The sequence below is a fragment of the Deltaproteobacteria bacterium genome (assembly GCA_017302835.1).
In the GTDB taxonomy this organism is placed as follows: domain Bacteria; phylum Bdellovibrionota; class Bdellovibrionia; order Bdellovibrionales; family Bdellovibrionaceae; genus UBA2316.
Map to the genome: position 1 here is coordinate 127,761 of JAFLCC010000003.1, position 20,471 is coordinate 148,231.

Here is a 20,471-nt window from a genome sequence, read left to right on the forward strand (position 1 = left end):
TCTGGAATGATACTTTTGTCTAGGAGAATTAAGTTGGAAAGCGATATGGAATTTGTTAAAAATCAGGAAAGATTTAAAACCAGCTCTGAAAAAGTTCAGATAAGTAGTCAAACAAGCAATCAGACGATCAAGAAGAAGAAAAAATTTGTAAACGATAAAGTTGCTACCTGTTTTTTTAATTCGAAGCTACTGCTTTTAAATAACGAGACCAGTTTGGCATTGAACTTGTTGCGCTATAGCTCCAATTGCGACTCTTATAATGGCTATGTTCTAGACGCCTTAAATGAAGCCCTAAGAAAATTAGGAAAGTTTGATGAATCTGAAAAAGTAGCTCAAAAAAATTTCTTATATAACTACTCGATAGATAGATGTTTTGAGCTGGCGCAAATATATTTTTTAAAAAACCAAGATGAAGAAGCCTTAAAACTATATTTTGATTGTCTATCTCATGTTGTCGAAAACCAGAGTCAGCTTTTTGAAATATATAAAAATGTAGGAAATATCTATGTTAAGCTTAAAGAATTCGATCTCGCTGAAGAATATTTTTATAAGGCCTATCAGATGGATATGAACTCCGATTTATTAATCGTAAATATTGGTGTTCTCGAATTTCAAAAAGAAGATATACAAAAAGCTACTGATTGTTTTCGGCGGGCCATAGAAATTAACAAAAATAACGATAAGGCATGGGTGGGTTTAGCAATGACACATTTAGAATTTGGCGACAAAGAGTTATGTTGGGGAAATTTAATTAAAGCTTTAGATGTGAATCCAGTTAATAAGACAGCATTGATTTTATTAAGTCAGTTGTTTAACCAATCTGAACGAAATCAACAATGTAAAAAATTATTAATTGAATATCTCGAGCACCATAATTTCGATGAAGAAATATCGCTATTATTAATTCAAAATCTAATTTTTGCTGGCGATTATCAAAATGCCTTTCTTGAGTGTTTTAAAAGTCATCTTTGGAATCCAGAAAATAAAGAAATAGCAAGTGTTTATGTTGAACTTAATAAATTAATGGTTGGGGGGAAATAGTGATTCATTTTCTTGAAAATAAAAACGGAAAACTAATACCTTTTGCAGGTCCTAGGTCTTTGTGCTCTTTTCAAAGACCACACACAGAATCCTTGAATTGGTATAAGCAATACAACTTAAAAGGGCAGACGAATGTATGCATCTTGGGTGCGGGCGGGGGTTATCATTTGAAATACCTTCAACTGTTACACTCGAATCTTAAGATTACCGTTATCGATTTTAATGAAGATCTGTTGGACGCACTTGAGCTACAATTTAAAAAAAATAATAAAATTGAATTCATTTTCCTTGATCCTTTAAATGGATTTGCTGATTTTAAAAGAGTCCAAAATTACATTCAAGATCAGATGCCATTGATCATGCCATTTAGGCCAGGTTGGCAAGGAAAAGAAGAGTTATTTCAGCAATTACTTCTTAAAATCACGCAAAGAGAAGCCAGTATTTTAAAACAAAATTGGGATCAAACAACTCAAGATGTGGCGCTGAACTGGGACTTGCTTTTGGAGGAAAAAAATTATCTGACATTGAAAAATTTAGTTCAGGCCTCTGATTCATTAAGGTCCTTTGACGAAAAAGTTCTTCATATTTTTGATGAGATTATAAAATGAAGGTGCTGTTTGTTTCGCTAATGAGAATTGGCGACTTCTTAATGCACGTCAAAATTGCTGATTCCTACAGAAAAAAACATACAGAGGTTGAAATTCATTTCCTTGTTAATGACATCATAGGTGTAGAGTTTGAAAAGATTTTCCCTTTTATTTTTTTTCATCGGTTCCCCAGATTTAAGTATCAAAAAATGATTAACTCCTTTGAAACGCCATTGATGTACCCCTTTTGGGATTTAAAAAAAAATATCAAAGCCCTGTTTGCCTGCGGTTATGATGAAATCATCGATCTTACTTATCAGCAAATTTCAACTCAGTTTTTAAATATGATTCCAGCACCACGAAAAAGAGGAGTATTTTCTTGGGAGCCATTCATTACTTCTGATAATTATATCAAAAAGTTTATAAATAAAATGCATGAACCAACTTCAAAAGTTCATTATTTGGAGCATTTAAAAAAGATTGCTGGTGTTGATTTGGAATTGTATTCGAGTTCGGGAGATAAAACGTCCAAGTTAGTTTTATTTCAAATAAGTACTAGCGATGCCAAAAAAAATTATGATTTAGTTAAGTGGAAACGAATTATTGATAAACTGTCCGATCAATTTTCTGATTATTGTTTTAAAATAATTTGCTCTCACGAAGAGTTTTTAGCTTATAAAACGTTTTTTAACGTCTCTCAATTAGAGTCTGGAGATTTTCTAAATGCCTATGAGTTGCTTAAACAGGCAAGTCTTTTAGTGACTTTAGATACAGCCTTAAAGCACTTAGCAACTTGGACAAAAACATCAACCCTTGAATTGTCCATTGGCAGTAGTCATCCTTTTAAAACCGCGGCCTTTCAGGCGGGGAATTATATTTTATCTGCGGAAATGAATTGTCGTCCTTGTCAGCATTCATTGGACTGTCCCTACAATAGAAACTTTTGTCAGGACTCCATTGCTGAAAATAAAATTGTAAATTTTGTTAGTGAATGGATTCAGAATCAAACCGTCAGCGAGTTTTCATTTAGAACCCTTAATCAGGGTTCCCGTTTTAGGATGGAAGCAAATTGTAATTTAAGTAGAGGGGAAGAATGGAACGAGATATCTATGTAGAGTTTAAGGAATTAGAAAAAGACTTAAAGGAACAATCAGATAAAACTTTTTTAAAAGAGGGATTTAATAATTTAAATCAACTGCAAAGAATATTATTGGAGCTAGTGAAGGAGCAAATCGGGTATGAAAATTCTAATAGTTCAACTGGCAAGACTCGGTGATATTTATATGTCCTGGCCTATCGCCAGAGCATTAAAGAGAAAAGATCCAGATTCAACGATTCATTTTTTCGTTCGAGAAAAGTTTCAACGTGCTTTGCTTGGGCTTGAAGAGAATGAGAGAACTCATTTGCTTAAAACAAAAGAGATCATTGGATATGGTTTGGAAAATAGGAATGAACCAACCGAATATTTAGAACAGCAGCTAAACAGGATCAGAAATGAAAACTACAACTTGATTATCAATTTGTCTTTCTCTCCAGTTTCTAGTTATATTTGTTATTACTTAAGTTATACGATTCCACAAGTTGCTGATTTTACTTTTACAAGAAGTTCACTAACCAGACCAACAATTGTGGGTTATACAAGAAACGCGGATTCCTCTTTTTGTTTGAAAGAAGCCGTTTCAGCTTACTATTATTCACAAGTAGGAACTGAAAAATATAATCGTTTTCATCTTATTGATATTTTTGCGAGTTTATGTGATCTGGATTTGAAACCACAGGATTATAAATACCCTTCTGAATTCAGTTTAAACAGCCCCATTGATGGAAAATATATTACCATTCAGCTTGGTGCCAGTCAGAAGAATAAAACCCTGACCCCCTTTATTTGGGCTCGAGTTATCAAAAAATTGTTGAGTTTTAAATTAGGGTACAAAATTGTTCTTATAGGATCCAAAGAAGAAGAAGAGCTTGTGGACGAGGTTTTTGCATTTAATAACTATAGTGAAATTATAAATTTAATTGGAAAGACAAATTTAGATGAGTTGTTTCCGATATTAAAAGGCTCAAGCCTTCATGTGGGTGGAGATAGTGTCTTTATTCATATGTGTAATTTGACTCAAACTCCCTGTCTCAATTTTTCATTTGAAACGGTAAAGTTTTGGGAAACTGGGCCCAAATCAAATGGGAGTTATGTTTTATTGAACATTTTACCAGCTAATGTTGAATCGACGGAAGCGGCTTCTGCAATTCATTCGGTGTTAACAAAAAATCCACTTCCTCAATTGATTTCCTATGTTCCAGAGGTCCCATGCTATAGTCTTAAATTTGATTTGGTAAATGATTTTGAATGGGCCTTAGTCAAGGCCTTGTATATTGGGGATTCATTTCCTGTTACCGAAGACATTCATTTTCACGCGGCTATGGTGAAGCTCCATCGTGCCAACAATACGATTATCAATACATTAAACTCTTGTTTGGCCGAAGGAACAAGGAAATACCTTAAAATTTTAGAAGCAGAAGATGAAGTTTTTAAAGGGATCGCCAGGCTGAATTCAAAGGCGGGAATTTATATAGACTGGTGTCTAGCTGAAAAAATAAAAGTTCCGCCATTAACCGAAAATAAAATTGTAGAATCCTATTTGAGAGTTCATAATGAGCTGAAGCTTATTATGAAGCCTTATTTGCTTGAAGAAGAACTCACTCAGGAAGAGGAAAAGAATCATGGATAGATTCAAAATTAATGGACAAAAGTTAATTGATTTTTACAATAGAGATACCACTTTGGGGCAAGTTTTTAAAGATATCGAGTCTGATTTAAAAAAATCGAATCAAGTGGTTTGTCAATACATAGTGAATGGAAAGGAGCTTGTTGAAGCCGAAGAGCAGGGCTATTTCGACATGAATCTTTCGCAAGTCATAACCTTAGAGTATCTTTCTGAAAATATTAATGAGCTATTGGTGGACGTTTTACAAAGTTGGATTGAGGCTTTTCCTGAAATGATACAGAATACCGAACTGATTTCAAAACAGATTAGATTTTCTGGAGTTCAAAGCGCCTTTAAGAAAATTGAAGTTTTGATTGAAAATTATGAGTATTTAATTTCAAGTGTTATATCGATAAAAAATCTTATGGGAGACTCTGCTGCGGCGGGTCTTGCGCGGTTATCTGAGGCGGAGTTGAAAACAAAGACAATGTTAGAAGAAGCTCTAACAGCAGTTGAAAAAAAGGATTTTGTCTGTTTAGCTGATATTATTGAGTATGAGTTAATTACGAGTTTGCAGAACTGGGAAAAACTTTTAGTCAATTTACTGAATCTCATAAATGGGGAAAAAACAGTTGATATCCACGCCAGAAACAACGGCTATAAAATCATATCCTCTTTTACTTCTAGGGGAAGAATGGCAAATTGAAAGGGCTCTGAAAAGCTATCAGGGACCATTGAGAAAATTGTTTCATACCTTTTCCTATGCAGCATTCAGTCCTTTGGCAAATAAAAATCAGCTTATTGTGAAGTATGATTTAGTTTTGTTGTTTTATAAGGATTTATTAAGTGAAGAATTCTTTAATTCAATTCAAGACGTCAAACACCAAACAGAATTTATTTTGCTTATTGAGGATGAAGATTTTGATTTAAAAAGACTTGTGAATCAATGGAGTCTAGTTAAAATTATTTCCTTTGCAGATTTTATTTCACCAGACTGGCCTGGAAATCTAGAAATTCAAGAAAGAATCAATAGTAAGTTTGAAGAAAAAGCCTTAATAAAAAAAACTTTTGAACAGAAGAATTTATTAGATGAGCTGATTAAAGAGCAAGAGCTCATTATTTCGGAGAAAACCTCAGATATAGAATTTTCCAATAGAGAGCAGGATTTTAAACTAAAAAGAGAGAGAGTTGTTTTAAAGTTTATTAAAGATATTTCACTCAGTCAATCCTACGAGGAATTATTGAGAATGATTAAAAATGAATTCAAAGTTTTTCATGAACTTGGGGACATTTTTTTAATCAAAAATATTCATCATGAAAAAGTCTCTTTGTTGTCTAGCCAAAGTTCTTATTTGTGGAAAGAGCATTTTCAGGCAGAACTCAAGTTTAAATGTGAACTTAATTTTAACTCCATTGAAAACTCAACAGTCATGGCAAATTTCTTATCAAGACCTTTCGGTAAGTTATATTTGTTTCCCTTAAGCCATGACTGTTATTTGGGCTTTGAAAATCAATTTAATGAAAATACAATCAAGGAGTTTTTTGATTTTTTCGAAGAAAGAAAAGAAGTCATTTTTATGGCATTCGATAAACTTTCCTCTGAATTGAATCTGAACCAATTTTCTTACAGATGGGAAAAAACTTTTGATGCCATTAAGGAGCCAATTGCCATAATTGATCAAAATTTTAATGTACTCAGATCCAATTCAGCTTTTGAGTTAAATCAACCCTCTTTAAAATGTTATGAGTTATTTGCAGGAATAAAAACAATCTGTCCAGGGTGTCCCTTAGTAGAAACCATTGAAAAATCTCAGATGCAAAAAAAAGAAATTATTGTAAATAATAAAAATTTCCAATTGTTTAGTTATCCCATGCTAGCTAATTTGAATTTAAAATCTGTCGTCCATACTTATAGAGACCGAACTGAAGAGAAAAAACTATATTCGAAATTATTACAAACTGAGAAAATGTTATCTATTGGAAGGCTTGCAGGGCATCTGTCTCACGAGCTAAATAACCCTTTAACGGGAATCAGATCGATGGTTCAATTGTTAAAAGAGCAGGTGCCCGCTGAGAGTGAGCGGTTTTCTGATTTGGTAGAAATCGAGAAGGCCACAGAGCGGTGCTTTAAAGTTTTAAATAATTTTATGGAGTTTTCAAATCCGCGTAAAGTCAAATTAGAATCGGTAGATATTTCGGAAGTTGTTTTAAAAACAATTCCTCTTTTAAAGGTGTCCTTAAGAAATCATCTGTTAAATCTAAATTTGAATACGCATAAGAAATATATCATTGCTGATCCAAATATGCTCCAGCATGTAATTTTTAATCTGGTTAATAATTCAACACAAGCGCTTAAAGAAAAAGGTGAGATTCGAATTGATACTTTTTCCAAAGATAAAAAGGTGCGGTTAGAAATAACAGACACGGGAGAGGGAATACCAAATGAAATTCAAAAGTTTATTTTTGAGCCCTTTTTTACGACAAAGCCCGAGGGGGAAGGAACAGGCTTGGGGCTGAATATCGTTAAAAATATTGTAGAAAATACTCAAGGAAGAATTTTTTATGAAGCAAATACACCCAGAGGGGCAAGGTTTATTATAGAATGGCCAATTTATGAAAATACTCATCATTGATGACGAGATCTTGGTTGCTAAGTCCTTTGAAAGGATCTTTGCAAAAAAACATCAGACCATGGTGGCCTATGATGGAAAAAGTGGACTGGAAAAATGGATCGAGTTTAATCCTGATATCGTCATTTTGGATTTCATTATGCCTGGTCTGAATGCGGATCAGGTAATTCAAAAAAAACCAAAGGATTCTCACGCTAAAATTTGTTTAATTTCAGCATATATTGGGGATTCTGAAACGGAAACACAGATTTTAAAAAAAGTTGATTTATTCATTTCCAAACCCTTTGAAGATATTGTATTCGTTTCTAAAAAAGTTCTAGATATGGTTGGAGTCTAATGTGAGAATTATCGCAGGAAAATTTAAGGGGCATCATTTGGTTTCATTTCAAGCAAAACATATACGGCCAACTACAGACAGGGTTAAGGAAACATTATTTAATAAAATTCAATTCGAAATTGAAGGGAAAAGCGTGTTGGATTTATTTAGCGGTACAGGCAGTCTGGGATTGGAGGCCTATTCGCGTGGAGCGAGGTCCGTTCATTTTGTGGATAATCATCCTAAATCGTTACAAATTTTGCTGAGTAATATTGAGAAATTAAAAATTCCAAAAACGGAGTATAAAGTGACCAAAATGGAGAGTGCTTCTTTTATTAAAAGTAAAATTCAAGCTCCTTTTGATATTATATTTATAGACCCTCCATTTACTGAAAAAATGGCCCATGAAGTAATGACTCAATTATCCCAAAGTCACTTGTTTCATGAGTCCACAATTATCACCATAGAGTCCATTAAACAGGAACGTATGGATGACTCCTATTTTCCGCTCGTTCGCTACGATTTTAAAGATTATGGTGATAAAATCCTTTCTTTTTTTAAAAAACAAATATAATAAACTACACATATAAATGAAAAATAAAAAAAACAATATAAACAGTAGAGTGATTTATCCCGGAAGCTTTGATCCCATTACGATGGGTCATGTGGATATCATCACCAGACTATCAAAAACATTCGAAGAAGTTGTTGTTCTTGTAGCAAATAATGCGCAGAAGGAATTTTTATTTAATGCTCAGGAACGAAAAGATTTAATTTTACAAGCTTTGAAAGGGCAAAAAAATATTTCCGTTGATATATTTGACGGCCTAACCGTTGATTATATGAAAAAGCATAAAATTGATAAAATCGTTAGGGGCTTAAGAGCGATCGTTGATTTTGAGTATGAAATGATCATGGCAAACATCAACAGAAAATTGGATCCAGAAATTGAAACTCTTCTGGTTTTTGCCAGTCCTGAATATTATTATATCAGTTCGCGGAGCGTGAAGGAAGTGGCTATGAATGGCGGAGCCTTGAAGGATTTTATTCCTGGGTGTGTAACCAAACCATTACTAGACAAATTAAAAGTAATTAAAAAAAAGAAATGAGAGGAAATATATGTTGTCAAAAAGAGCTTTGAATTTAAAACCATCTCCGACCTTATCTTTAGTTGCGAAGGCCAAAGAGCTTCAAGCTAAAGGTTTTGATGTTATTTCTTTAACCGTAGGAGAGCCTGATTGGAATACCTTTGCCTCTCCTTCGAATGCAGGCATCGCGGCCATTCAAAATAATATCACTAAATACACCCCTGCGAATGGAACCATCGAACTAAGAAAAAAAATTGCAGAAAAAGCAAAAGTTGAAATAGGATTAGAGTATGCTCCAACTCAAGTAACCGTAGGATCTGGAGCTAAGTTTATTATTTTTGCAGCATTGCAAATGATTTGTAATCCTGGCGACGAAGTCATCATTCACTCCCCCTACTGGGTTAGTTATCCCACCATGGTAGAGCTTGCGGATGGTGTGCCTCGGATCATTCTTTGCGAAGAAAAGGAGGGCTACAAATTAACTCCCGAAAAGTTAGAGCAAGCTATTAATCCTAAAACCAAAGCCTTCTTATTTTGTTCACCGAGTAATCCAACAGGCTTGATGTACACTAAGGAAGAGCTTCAAGCTTTTGCCGAAGTTTTCAGAAGACACCCTCAGGTGATCATTATTAGTGATGATATCTATAACAGTCTTGTTTTTGATCCTAAGAATCGTGTGAACAATGTGGCCCCTCATATTCTGCATGTGGCTCCTGATTTAAAAGAAAGAGTTATCATGATCAATGGAGGTTCTAAAGCCTATTCCATGACAGGATGGCGGATTGGATGGGCCTTGGGGCCTCAAAAAGTAATTACAGCTATGGCAGATTACCAATCTCAATCTACGGGTTCTGCCTCTAGTATTTCTCAGCATGCCGCTTTGGCGGCTCTTACAGATTGTTCAAAGGATATCGAGGCTGTTAATGTAAAATTAGCTCAAAGAAAAAATTTAGCACTCCAGGAATTTAAAAGAATCCCTCAATTTATTATCAGTGAGCCTCAAGGGGCCTTTTATTTATGGGTGAATGTTAAATCTTTATTTGGAAAAAAATTTGAAAATACCTATATCGAAAATGATAAAATGGTAGGTGATATCCTCTTAGAAAAATTCTATGTAGCAACGGTACCAGGTATCGAGTGCGGTAATCAGGGGTATTTAAGATTGAGCTTTGCAACCACCGAAGAAAAAATGAAATTAGCGGTGGACCGTATGGTTCAATTCGTTGGCCAGCTCACATCTTGAGGATGCTAAATGGCTATTTGAAGAACTGAAGTAGGGGCTCAATAATCCACGAATATAATTTAGTTAAAAAGGAGGGCTCCTCTAAAACTTTCGAATCCCTATTGTCAGTGGCATTAGGAGCTCTTTTCAGGTTGGTCGTTGTTAAACTGCATTTGTATTTTGCCACAATCGTTGAACCTGCTGGGACATTGGGTGTAAACACTAAACTTTGTCCCTGAACCGAAGAGCTGATGCTATTATTTGCAGGTGTGATGGTCACAGAAACATTGTTGCTGACGGGATTGCAATCTAAGGGCATGGATCCTAATGAGTCGCTAATAACTTCATTGAAATAATTCAAGCTACTTGTGTAATCATTATCACAAATAGAACCAATGCCACCACCAGTTAAATTAGAGAGCTCTTCATACAGTTTTCCGTAGTGGGCTTTTGTTCCTTGATCATCTTGAATTTTTAAGCAAGTCGAATCTGTTGACTTGACGACAATGGAGTTGGCTCGGAAGCGAATCGCAGAGCTCAAGGTGGATTTGACCTTATCAACGAGGATAGAAGGAAGATCGTCTTGTTCCAGTGTTTTTAGCTCATCAGAATAATATTTGAGTGAAGCGTTTCCGCCGATACTCCTCTCATCTTCATCAGAAATAATAATATAGGCTAAGGCGGCATCTGGACGGTAACAGTTGTTATAGTCTTTATAGCTCACGTGCCAGTAACCGGCCTTAATCGCTCTTTCATCATTTGTATTTGCACTTCCTGTGGCAATATTATTTGCAATAGTGTTTCTAAAAATTGTCGAAAGATTTGCTGTTCCTTTTTTTAAGACCCATGAGGGTGTTCCTGAGTAGTCAGCCCAGTTTACTGACATACCCCAATAGTTTGTTCCGCCTGAAGGGATATAAGTAGTTACTGTTAAACACATTTGCCAATCAATAGAAGCACTTTCAAGTTGCCCAACAAAATGATTTAATCTATCAGCAAGTTTTAAATTATCAGCATTCATGGAGCTTGAATTATCCACAATCAGAAGGATATCGACTTTATTTTGTTTTGAGGTAACTGTATAAGTTGTTTCGACATCTTTTGAACTTGTCCCTCCGCCACCCTGGCCAGTGGGAGTAGGATCTGTAGGTGTCTCAGGCGTGGTTGGTTGGTTAGAACTGGATGAAAATTTAACAGGGCTACAGCTAACAAATAAAACAAATATGAATGTTAACAAAGCCAAACTCACAATTTTCTTAAAAACACCGTTCATAAAAAAAAGCCCCTTCTTATTAGTTTCGGACTCATCCATACACCTTTTTTAGATGTATCAATATCAAGGCTATCATTTTTTTACATCGGATTGAAGGACAGAGAATAAACCTTGGTCTTTAGGAGAGGTTATCTCTCTAAAAGGAGTCTCAAACTAACAGCTAGGACTTTTGTAATTCCCCAAACCAGACTTGAGACTATTGAATGCAAATTTTATAATTATCACTGAATGAGCTGAATAAATAAGTTCATTAGATTAAAGGGGTTAATGTGAATTTAAGTTTCTTAAGTTTATTAGTTATTCAATGTTTTATGTTTGGGGCTCTATATTTCTTATGGATTAGAATGCATAAAACCCCTGAAGATGACCCAAGGTTAACAAAGGGTTTACAACTTCTTCAAAGTAAAATTGCTGTGTTAGAAGATCTTTCTGATAGAACGGAAACTCAGGTCAATCAATTAACTGCGTTAATGGAAAACAAAATAAAGGAAATACAAGGAAAAATTATGGATGCTGAAAGAACAGCTAGCCTTGTGGAAAGCAAAATTCAAAAAAGCATGGAAGTGGCAAAAATTTTTCAAGATAAAATTCCTCACAAAGAAATTTTAGACCGACAATATACCATCAAGTATGTCAAAGCTGCTAAGTTGGCAAATCAGGGTCTTTCTATAGATGAAATTTCAAACCAAGTTGACTTAACTCCTGCAGAAATTAATCTCATTTTAAAATTAAATAAAAATCAGCTGATGTTTTCAGAAGCGGAGCTGCCAGATTGGGTTTCGTCAGATTCACAGCAGGAATCAGCTAATTATCAAAAATCCCAGTGGCTTGATTTCGAAAAAACATTTGAGGTGCCGAAGGTAGATCAACAAAATCTAAAAAAACTAGGAGATCAGTTTAAAGAGGCTTTAGCTAAATCAGAGATTAATAAAGTTTTAAATTCTCAAGAAACTTTGCCTAAATTAGAATTAAATAATATTTCAGTTTCTCAAGAAGCCTTAAACCAAAAAGGAAAAAGAGTATCAGTCAAACCTTTTGAATTTAAAAGAATTGAATCTGCGATAAATTAAGGTACGCTCCTAAGGGTCCTAATGGTCTAGACGGGTTTATTTGTTTTTTTTCCAGATTCTGGAAGAAGTCCCTTTTTAAAATGAATTAGACGGCTTAACCAAAATCCAAAAGAATCTTCTACAGAAGGAGCTCTAGAAGTTATCAGACTTCCTTGCTCGCTTAAATCACGAATCAATTTTCTTAAGTCCTCACTGTCTTTTTCGTTTAGAGCCAAACTCAGTCCATATCCCTTAGGAGTTACGTTGGCATTCGTGTAAATGACTTCTCCTAAAAAATGGTGAAGACGATTATTGAATTTAAAACTAATTTCAACTCGAGCATTCTGATTTAGTTCTAAGCTTGTTTGTAAGAATATACCTGATTCAGAAATGTTTTTAATTTCTCCTTTAGTTTTTTGATCAATCCACTTTACCTCAGTCTCAAATTCTGCTGCATATCTGGGTTTAGTTTCCCACCAGCGCAGGCGAGGGTCAAAATAGACAACTCTTACTTGAGGAAGTACAAAGTATCCAACAACAATTATATTTATGAGGTAAAAAGAGATCAGATAGATTCCTAAATTCTGATTAGGTTGGCTTTGCCAAGAATAGTAACTATATAAAAAAGGGATTATCATAATTAAAAGATAAAGATAGTAACTCCATTTTTTGCACAAATATATTAGGAAGCCACCTACCACTGGAATAAGCAGAAAAATGGTCGTTCGAAGAAGCTCATTGGGTGTAAGTAGAGCCTTGATGTAGAGGAGTATAGATATTTTAGCTAAAAAAGAATTAGCAATAATATTCCCAATGGGGGATAGAACATGCAGAAGTGCTATGATGATTAATGGCCATGGTTTTCTTTTCATTTATTACCTCTGATTGAGTATAAAAAAAAAAGTACTAAAGTCCAAGAAAATTCAGGTCTAGGTTTAAACTCCTAGATAGGACTTTCTGACTTCATCATTGTTCAGAAGTTCCTTGCCAGTTCCTTGGAGAGTTATATTTCCTGTTTCAAGAACATAGGCACGGTTTGAAATACTCAGAGCTTGTTTGGCATTTTGTTCCACAAGTAAAACCGTCATGCCTTGCGCATTTAGATTTTTTATAATCTGAAAAATCTGGCTCACGATAATAGGAGCCAAGCCAAGGGAAGGCTCATCCAAAAGTAATAATTCAGGTTTGCACATGATGGCTCTAGAGATAGACAACATTTGCTGCTCTCCACCAGATAAAGTTCCGGCTAATTGATTAAGTCTTTCCTTGAGTCTTGGGAAAAGGTCAAAACAATGCTGTTCATCTTTGGAGATTTGAGCTTTGTCAGATCGTGAGTAGCTGCCTAGTTGTAAGTTTTCTTTCACCGTCATTTGTGGAAAGATTCCTCTTCCTTCTGGAGACTGCGCGAGGCCTAATTTGACTCGGGCATGGGCGGGAATATGACCTAAATTAGTACCATTCAAAAAAATAGAACCAGAGGATTCAACAATCCCAGAAATCGCTCTGAGTGTTGTGGTTTTTCCTGCGCCATTGGCACCAATTAAAGAAACAATTTCACCCTTTGCAATTTCGAAAGAAATACCCTTTATCGCCTGGATAGCTCCATAATTTACAAATAAATTTTCGACTTTAAGGATCAATCTAATCTCCTATTCGTTGTCAACACCCAGGTAGGCTTCAATAACTTTTTGTGAGGACTGAATTTTAGTTGGAATACCTTCTTCGATTTTCACGCCGTGATCCAGAACAAAGATGGTTTCACAAATGCCCATTACTAATTTCATATCATGTTCAATTAATAAAACGGTTAAATTAAAATCTTTTCTGATTTTAGCAATGAGTTCCATCAAAGAATGGGTTTCAGAGTGATTCATGCCAGCAGCCGGTTCATCAAGTAAAATCATTTCAGGATGGGTCATGAGGGCCCTAACAATTTCAAGTTTTCTTTGTTCTCCGTAGGGAAGGCTTGATGCTTTTTCATCTATTTTATTTATGAGACCAAAAATGCTTAAAATTTCCTTCCCTTTGTTGGTAAGGGTTTTTTCTTCTTTTAAGAAAAGTTGATTTAAAGCGATGGCATCCCACCAACTATATTCGACATGTTGATGACCTGCGATCAACACATTTTCAAGTACACTTAAGTTTTTAAACAATCTGATATTTTGAAAGGTCCTCGTCAAACCTTTATTAGAAATTTGATAGGGTTTTAATCCGTTCAAAACGTGATCTCTAAAAACAACTTGTCCATGAGTGGGCTGATAGACCCCGGTGAGCATATTAAAAACAGTGGTTTTTCCAGCACCGTTAGGACCAATTAAACCAGCTAATTGGCCTTTAGAAATTTGCATTGAGAAATTATCAACAGCTTTTAACCCCCCAAATTGCATGGTTATATTTTGTACATCAAGGAGTGGTTTTGTCATTTTTTCTCCACAAATGAAATATTTCTTTCTCTCCAAATAAGCCTTGGGGTCTTAATATCATAATAAAAATAAGCGCAAGAGAATAAATGACCATACGAAGGTCTACTCCTCCGGTAAATTCTTTTAGAGAACGCAAGATTTCAGGAAGGAGGGTGATGAAAAATGCGGAAGCTAAGCAGCCCGTCATGCTGCCCATTCCGCCAAGAACGACCATGATGACGGCATCAATACTCATGAGAAAGGTAAAACTTGCCGGGCTTACATAATTTGTGAAATGAGCATATAAAGAGCCGGCGATGCCTGCAAAAAAACTGGAAACCACAAAGGCTTGGACTTTCATTTGTGTTGTATTAATTCCCATAGCTTCTGCTGCAATTTCATCTTCACGGACACTCAAGAACCCTCTGCCATGGCTGGATTTTAATAATCTCCAAATAACAAAAAAGCAAAGCAGAGCCCAGAAAGTAGCAAAAATTAAAGAGATGACGAACTTATCAATGATAAAGCCACCCAAATTTAACTCAGGCAATGAAGGGATCGAAGAAATACCAATGGACCCACCGAAGAAAGTAATATTATTTAAACTCACACGGATGATTTCGCCAAAACCTAAGGTGACTATGGCTAGGTAATCTCCCTTCAACCGGAGAGAGGGTAAACCGACGAAATATCCAACCAATCCTGCACAAAGTCCGCTTCCAAGAGAAATTAAAATGGCCACAGGAAGACCTAAAATTCCCTCAGGAAAAGGTAATTTTGTTGTCAGAATGGCAGTGAAATAAGCACCGATGGCGACGAAGCCTGCATGTCCTAATGAGAACTGTCCTGTATAGCCATTAATCAAGTTGAGACTCATTCCCATGATTGAGTTCACAAACAGAAAAAGTAGCACTAATTGAATATATGAATTAGTAAGTAAGCCCAACGTACTAGCAACTAAGATGATAATGAAAGCAGAGAGGATAGGGGTTTTTAAAGCATTCATATTAAACTTTCTCGATAGTGTTTTTTCCAAAAATGCCTGCAGGTTTGAATAATAATATAAAAATTAAAATTCCAAAGGCTAAAGCATCTCGATACTGAGAAGACCCATAGACGACCACCAATACTTCTGAAATTCCTAGAACCAGTCCTCCGACGACGGCCCCAGCAATACTTCCAATTCCTCCAAGAACAGCTGCTACAAAGGCTTTCAAGCCTATCATGGTGCCCATTAAGGGTTCAATTTTTTGATATTTAATTCCCACAAGGACGCTACCGATTCCAGCCAAAGAAGAGCCAGCAATAAATGTAAGGGCAATGGTTCGGTTCACATTGATTCCAAGGATCGAGGCTACGGCTGGGTTGTGACTTACAGCTCTCATTCCTTGTCCCATTTTGGTATGATAGACTAAAAAATGCAATCCCAGCATCGAGAGAAGACTAACTCCTAATATAGTCACATCGAATGTATTTATAGAAACCCCTCCAACTTCAAATAAGAGTTGATTATTGATCAAGTTGGGGAATACTTTTGGATCGGCTCCAAAAATAATTTGGGCAAAATACTGCAAAAACAAACTCACTCCAATGGCTGTAATTAAAACATTGAGTTTTGGTTGTTTTCGCAAAGGTCGATAGGCAAACTTTTCAATTGTTAAAGCCAACAAACTACAAAGAATCATTGTTATGACTAAAATAATAATTAATGTGGAATAGCTGGGTGACTTCTCTAAATTTAAGAACTTTGCTGAATAGTAGGCAAAGAAAGCGCCCATCATGTAAACTTCAGAATGGGCAAAATTAATCATCTGCAAAATTCCATACACCATGGTGTAACCAAGAGCGATAAGAGAGTAGATACTTCCAATACTAAGACCATTAATAAAATGTTGAATAATTTCTTCCATGATTTAAATTCTGTATTAGGGAGCAACCGTTGTCACATATTTTCTTTTTTCATTTTCAACTTGAACGACGACAGCACTTTTAACAGCATTTCTTTGATCGTTGATTGTAATATTGCCGGTGACACCAACAAAATCTTTGGTCTTGGCTAACTCGTCCCGAATATTTTTAGAAGTTAAATCCTTCGTTCGGGTCATGGCATCAGCTAAAATTTTAGCAGCATCATATCCTAAAGCGGCTAAGCCATCTGGAACTTCATTATTATATCTTTGTTTAAAGTTCTTAATAAATTCAACAACAATGGGACTTGTGGATTCCGTAGTGTAGTGGTTAGAAAAGTAATGACCGTTTATCGCTTCTTTTCCCACCTCATGAAGTTTTGGAGAGTCCCAGCCATCTCCACCTAATAGGGTGACTTTGATTTCAAGCTGCTTCACTTGCTGGGCAATCATCCCAACATCTGTATAATATCCAGGAATGAAAATAACATCAGGTTTTTTTGCTTTGAACTCAGTGAGCTGGGTTTTGAAATCCATATCCTTAGGTTGGTAGCTGAGATCAGCCACAACTTCTCCACCAAATTTTTTAAATTCAGCAGCAAAAACATTGGCCAGTCCTTCGCTATAGGTATCACCATTTTTTCTCAATACCGCAGCTTTTTTGGCCTTTAAATTCTCAGTTGCAAATTTAGCCATGACGTATCCTTGAAAAGGATCTAGAAAGCAAACGCGAAAAATATGGTCACCCTTTTCGGTAACTTCAGGGGCCGTCGAGCTTGGTGAGATCATTGGAATGCCGTTCTTTTGAGCAATTGGAGCTGCGATAATAGACCTCGAGGAAGCCACCTCACCAAGAAGGGCCATGACCTTATCTTGGGTAATTAAGCGAGTCACCACCTTTGCCGTTTCTTCGTTTTTTCCTTGATCGTCTTCAGTGATAAGTTTTATTTTTTTTCCTTTGATTCCACCCTTCGAGTTAATTTCATCAAAGGCCATTTTAATTCCTTTATTGGTAGAAATTCCAAAAGTGGCATCATCGCCAGTCAGTGAGCCATACTCTCCAACAAGAATAACATCTTCTTTTTTGGTACAAGAACTTAATATCAATAAACTTAAGAAAAATAACTTTAGAAAATGAACAGATCTCATGGACTCTCCTTTAAAAAGAACACTGTCCTCATTTCTGAAGTCAGGGTCAATTTCAAATCTTTGATTGTCGCAGCAAATTAATCTTCTGATTTTTCAATGGAGGTTCGAATTATTGATTTAATATGATTTTTTCTTTGGTTGCCTCCAACCAGATTTTTAAGTTGATCATGTAAAGACGAATCATTGATAAGGGCCCCGAGGGTGCCTTCGCCTTTGTCAATTTTCGTGATAATACGGTTCATTTTATCTAAGGTGTTTTTAAATTGTTGGCTTGGCAAACCATCGGCAGAGAAATCAGTTATCATTTTTAAGGATTCTTTACTTATTTTTTTAAAATCTTCTGATGAAGAGTTAAGATTTGCGATAATGTTTCCAATTTTATTTTCCGCATTTATGGTTTTCGTAAGTTTGTACATCTCATTGATGATATCGAAGATCTTTTCGCTCTCTTTTCCTCGCTCAGAAAGAACATTGAAAAAATCAGTAGCTTTAGCAATTGGTAATGTTTCTCCATCTTCAACAAGATTTTGAGAATTGGCTCCTGGGATAATATAGATATATTTATCACCTAATGCTCCTTGAGTACGGATCTCTGCTTGGGAACCTTTAAACACTCGCGATAAATACTCTTTTTCGATTTTCATTTTAACTCGAAGAGAGTTATTTTCAGGAACGAAATCTATGCGCTCGATATTTCCAATGACAACACCGGATAACGAAACAACGCTCCCACGCGCTAGACCTTGTACACTTTCAAAGTCAGCATATAAGCTCGAAAAGCTTGAAAATAAAGTTTTGTTAGCTCCTAACATAAAGATGGTACCCATAATGGCTATCATTCCTACGGATACGAAAATTCCTACTTTAATTTGGTTCATTTTACTGGATTCCATTAATGTGCCTCGCCGTTTATAAATTTATTTACAATTCCAGTTCTATCTTCATGAATTTCATCGATCTTCCCAGTAAAGGCAATTTTCCCATTGAGCAAGAAGCACATTTTATCACAAACAGCAAAAGCTGTTGGCATGTCATGGGTGACTAAAATGGAAGTTTTTCCCTGTGATTTTAATTTCAAAATATGTTCTTGGATTTTTTTGGTATTGTAAGGGTCTAGTCCAGCCGTGGGTTCATCATAAAGGATGACGCTGGGTAAGGTCATTAAGGCTCTGGCTAAACCCACCCTTTTTTGCATGCCTCCAGAAAGATTTCCGGGAAATAAGTTTTCGTTATTAGCAAGTCCGAATTCCTGGAGCTGTTCTAAAATTAATTTTTTAATTTCCAAATCTGGCAACGTTGTATGTTCTTTTAATGGATAAGCTAAATTTTCAAACACGGTCATGGAGTCAAAAAGGGCTCCACCCTGAAACACATAGGCAACTTTTTTTCGAGTCTCAACCAATTGAGACTCGTTGTAATCAGTAATATCCTCGTTATCAATGATGATTTGCCCGCTATCTGGTTTTTCCAAGCCAATGAGACTCCTCAGGATGACACTTTTCCCAGCCCCCGAACCACCAATAAGTCCCATGCATTCCCCTTTTCCCACTTTGAAGGACACATCGGAATGAATGATTTTATTTCCAAATGACTTTTTAAAGTGTTTGACCTCAATCATAAATTACCTATGACATTCTTTCTAAAATCCAAAATAACTTAGATAAAAAGAAATCACCTACCAAAACAAGGATAGAAGAAACCACAACAGCTTTTGTGGTGGCAATTCCCACTTCCTTTGTTCCATTTTTTACGGTTAAACCAAAGTAACAAGAAGGAATTGATATAAATAGTGCAAAGAAAAAACTTTTACCAAATCCTGCAAAATAATCTTTTAAAGTCACCGTCGTAAGAATCTTTAATAAATAAAAATTTGGATCTAACTTAAGCTCCGAGTAGCCAACAATTAAAGCACCAAAGTTGCTGACTATATTTGAAATACCCACAAGAATCGGAAGAGAAAGAAGTGTGGCCAAAACCCTAGGGATGACGATTTTTTTTATGGGAGAGGTTCCTAAGGCTCGAATGGCATCAATCTGTTGAGTTACAACCATGCTCCCAATTTCAGAAGCAAAACCAGCGCCGACTCTGGCCGCGACCATTAAAGAAGTAAAAACTGGACCCATCTCTCTAAGCACCGTTGCTGATACAAGTTTGGGGACATAAAGTTTCCCACCAAATTTTTCAAGGCCAAGACCAAATTGGAGCGACATCACCATTCCGGTACTCAAAGCGGTGATGACAATAAGGGGTAAGGATCGATTTCCTACATGAAAGACCTGGTCGATAAGTAAGCGCCAGTAAATGGGGCCTTTAAAAATGTCTCTCGTTATTTGATAAGAAAGAATTCCAATTCCACCAAAAAAAGAAAGTGTTTCATTTAAAAATAAAATTAAGGGCGAGTTAAATATCAAGTCTGTCATGGGGCCTTAAAACTTTCTTTGAACTGATTAAAAAAAGAAATCTCTGAATCAAAGTGTTCTTTTTTACCAGCAAATAAAAGAGTGTAAGTGCAGGAGTTTTTCTTAAGGGAAATCACATTCATTTTAATGGTCACTCCATCAAGGGTTCCAGAGGCAAGAGTTTCCTTGGCTTTTCTATGATTGAATTCTCGGAAATGGCTTTCGAGAATTTCAAGATTTTCAATACCTGATAAAGACTCAGATTCCAAAAGCTCTAAACTGGGATCCGTGTTAGCAGAACAATCAGAGAGGTAGGAGATAGAATTTCCCGTTTTTCTTGAAATCCAAACCCGGTCTCCTGTTTTTGAGGTGTGATCAAAAAAGGGGTCCGATGGAGCCGTAAAAATTAAATTTTTTGCTGCCTCGGGTTTTTGTGCAACGCCAATACTGATACAGCCAGAAATTATATACATTGAAAAATATAAAACAAATTTTAAGTGGTTCCTCATGGTGATTATATCGACAAGTTTTTAAAAAATTAGAGTCAAAAATATAGATTTAATTTAGTCAAAGATGTCAAAAGCAAGAAACCAGACTGACATAATGATGACAGGCTAGAAAATGAAAATTCTTTAAATGGAGGATTGGAAGAATTTAGCCCGAATCGTTCAAGCCCAACATCTAGGTTTTACTTGGTACTTGT

Annotated in this window: 23 protein-coding genes; 12 read left to right on the forward strand and 11 right to left on the reverse strand. The window is 35.7% G+C overall.

The window, feature by feature from the left end; all coding sequences use genetic code 11:
- Window positions 1–45: 45 nt before the first annotated feature.
- The 11 genes from J0M15_04360 to J0M15_04410 are packed head-to-tail and all read left to right on the forward strand — an operon-like array spanning window position 46 to window position 9,610.
- A complete protein-coding gene (locus tag J0M15_04360) occupies window positions 46–1,041 on the forward strand; it encodes an O-linked GlcNAc transferase (protein MBN8536258.1) in 996 nt (331 codons plus the stop codon).
- Window positions 1,041–1,649, forward strand: coding sequence for a hypothetical protein (locus tag J0M15_04365; GenBank protein ID MBN8536259.1), 609 nt, complete (start codon window positions 1,041–1,043; stop codon window positions 1,647–1,649). The genes J0M15_04360 and J0M15_04365 overlap by 1 nt, the downstream gene beginning before the upstream one ends.
- Window positions 1,646–2,743 (forward strand): glycosyltransferase family 9 protein, encoded by a 1,098-nt coding sequence (locus tag J0M15_04370; protein ID MBN8536260.1) that lies wholly within the window; start codon window positions 1,646–1,648, stop codon window positions 2,741–2,743. Before J0M15_04365 ends, J0M15_04370 begins: the two co-directional genes overlap by 4 nt.
- Entirely contained in the window at window positions 2,722–2,904 is a 183-nt protein-coding gene (locus J0M15_04375; protein ID MBN8536261.1) for a hypothetical protein, read from the forward strand. The genes J0M15_04370 and J0M15_04375 overlap by 22 nt, the downstream gene beginning before the upstream one ends.
- Entirely contained in the window at window positions 2,867–4,357 is a 1,491-nt protein-coding gene (locus tag J0M15_04380; GenBank protein MBN8536262.1) for a glycosyltransferase family 9 protein, read from the forward strand. Before J0M15_04375 ends, J0M15_04380 begins: the two co-directional genes overlap by 38 nt.
- Entirely contained in the window at window positions 4,350–5,039 is a 690-nt protein-coding gene (locus J0M15_04385) for a hypothetical protein (protein ID MBN8536263.1), read from the forward strand. The genes J0M15_04380 and J0M15_04385 overlap by 8 nt, the downstream gene beginning before the upstream one ends.
- Window positions 4,951–6,966: a GHKL domain-containing protein gene (locus J0M15_04390; GenBank protein MBN8536264.1), complete on the forward strand. Its 2,016-nt coding sequence runs from the start codon at window positions 4,951–4,953 to the stop codon at window positions 6,964–6,966. Before J0M15_04385 ends, J0M15_04390 begins: the two co-directional genes overlap by 89 nt.
- Window positions 6,947–7,300 carry a response regulator gene (locus J0M15_04395; GenBank protein ID MBN8536265.1) on the forward strand — a complete coding sequence of 118 codons (354 nt, stop codon included), beginning with the start codon at window positions 6,947–6,949 and terminating at the stop codon, window positions 7,298–7,300. Before J0M15_04390 ends, J0M15_04395 begins: the two co-directional genes overlap by 20 nt.
- A gap of 1 nt (window position 7,301) precedes the next feature.
- Entirely contained in the window at window positions 7,302–7,853 is a 552-nt protein-coding gene (rsmD, locus tag J0M15_04400; protein MBN8536266.1) for a 16S rRNA (guanine(966)-N(2))-methyltransferase RsmD, read from the forward strand.
- A gap of 37 nt (window positions 7,854–7,890) precedes the next feature.
- The gene (coaD, locus tag J0M15_04405) at window positions 7,891–8,388 is read left to right on the forward strand and encodes a pantetheine-phosphate adenylyltransferase (GenBank protein ID MBN8536267.1); all 498 of its coding nucleotides are present in this window, start codon (window positions 7,891–7,893) and stop codon (window positions 8,386–8,388) included.
- Between the two features lie 10 nt (window positions 8,389–8,398).
- Complete coding sequence (locus tag J0M15_04410; protein MBN8536268.1) at window positions 8,399–9,610, forward strand: pyridoxal phosphate-dependent aminotransferase; 1,212 nt, start codon at window positions 8,399–8,401, stop codon at window positions 9,608–9,610.
- Window positions 9,611–9,623: 13 nt separating this feature from the next.
- Here the strand turns inward: J0M15_04410 and J0M15_04415 are convergent, their stop codons facing one another.
- On the reverse strand, window positions 9,624–10,862 hold the full coding sequence (locus J0M15_04415; protein MBN8536269.1) for a hypothetical protein: 1,239 nt from the start codon (window positions 10,860–10,862) through the stop codon (window positions 9,624–9,626).
- Between the two features lie 311 nt (window positions 10,863–11,173).
- Here J0M15_04415 and J0M15_04420 point away from each other — a divergent pair, with 311 nt between their 5' ends.
- Window positions 11,174–11,932, forward strand: coding sequence for a DUF2802 domain-containing protein (locus J0M15_04420; GenBank protein MBN8536270.1), 759 nt, complete (start codon window positions 11,174–11,176; stop codon window positions 11,930–11,932).
- 26 nt (window positions 11,933–11,958) lie between these two features.
- On the opposite strand, the gene J0M15_04425 is transcribed toward J0M15_04420, so the two are convergent.
- The 10 genes from J0M15_04425 to J0M15_04470 form a co-directional block, all read right to left on the reverse strand.
- Window positions 11,959–12,783 carry a PilZ domain-containing protein gene (locus tag J0M15_04425; GenBank protein ID MBN8536271.1) on the reverse strand — a complete coding sequence of 275 codons (825 nt, stop codon included), beginning with the start codon at window positions 12,781–12,783 and terminating at the stop codon, window positions 11,959–11,961.
- A 63-nt stretch (window positions 12,784–12,846) separates the two neighbouring features.
- Window positions 12,847–13,557, reverse strand: a complete 711-nt coding sequence (locus tag J0M15_04430) for an ABC transporter ATP-binding protein (GenBank protein ID MBN8536272.1) — start codon at window positions 13,555–13,557, stop codon at window positions 12,847–12,849.
- A 3-nt stretch (window positions 13,558–13,560) separates the two neighbouring features.
- A complete protein-coding gene (locus J0M15_04435) occupies window positions 13,561–14,334 on the reverse strand; it encodes an ABC transporter ATP-binding protein (protein MBN8536273.1) in 774 nt (257 codons plus the stop codon).
- Window positions 14,315–15,319 carry a branched-chain amino acid ABC transporter permease gene (locus tag J0M15_04440; GenBank protein MBN8536274.1) on the reverse strand — a complete coding sequence of 335 codons (1,005 nt, stop codon included), beginning with the start codon at window positions 15,317–15,319 and terminating at the stop codon, window positions 14,315–14,317. The genes J0M15_04435 and J0M15_04440 overlap by 20 nt, the downstream gene beginning before the upstream one ends.
- A gap of 1 nt (window position 15,320) precedes the next feature.
- A complete protein-coding gene (locus J0M15_04445; GenBank protein MBN8536275.1) occupies window positions 15,321–16,223 on the reverse strand; it encodes a branched-chain amino acid ABC transporter permease in 903 nt (300 codons plus the stop codon).
- Window positions 16,224–16,238: 15 nt separating this feature from the next.
- A complete protein-coding gene (locus J0M15_04450; protein ID MBN8536276.1) occupies window positions 16,239–17,369 on the reverse strand; it encodes an ABC transporter substrate-binding protein in 1,131 nt (376 codons plus the stop codon).
- A 77-nt stretch (window positions 17,370–17,446) separates the two neighbouring features.
- Window positions 17,447–18,262: an MCE family protein gene (locus J0M15_04455; GenBank protein ID MBN8536277.1), complete on the reverse strand. Its 816-nt coding sequence runs from the start codon at window positions 18,260–18,262 to the stop codon at window positions 17,447–17,449.
- Window positions 18,262–18,987, reverse strand: coding sequence for an ATP-binding cassette domain-containing protein (locus tag J0M15_04460; protein ID MBN8536278.1), 726 nt, complete (start codon window positions 18,985–18,987; stop codon window positions 18,262–18,264). Before J0M15_04460 ends, J0M15_04455 begins: the two co-directional genes overlap by 1 nt.
- A gap of 7 nt (window positions 18,988–18,994) precedes the next feature.
- Entirely contained in the window at window positions 18,995–19,789 is a 795-nt protein-coding gene (locus J0M15_04465) for an ABC transporter permease (GenBank protein MBN8536279.1), read from the reverse strand.
- Window positions 19,786–20,277, reverse strand: coding sequence for a hypothetical protein (locus tag J0M15_04470; GenBank protein ID MBN8536280.1), 492 nt, complete (start codon window positions 20,275–20,277; stop codon window positions 19,786–19,788). Before J0M15_04470 ends, J0M15_04465 begins: the two co-directional genes overlap by 4 nt.
- Window positions 20,278–20,471 lie beyond the last annotated feature (194 nt).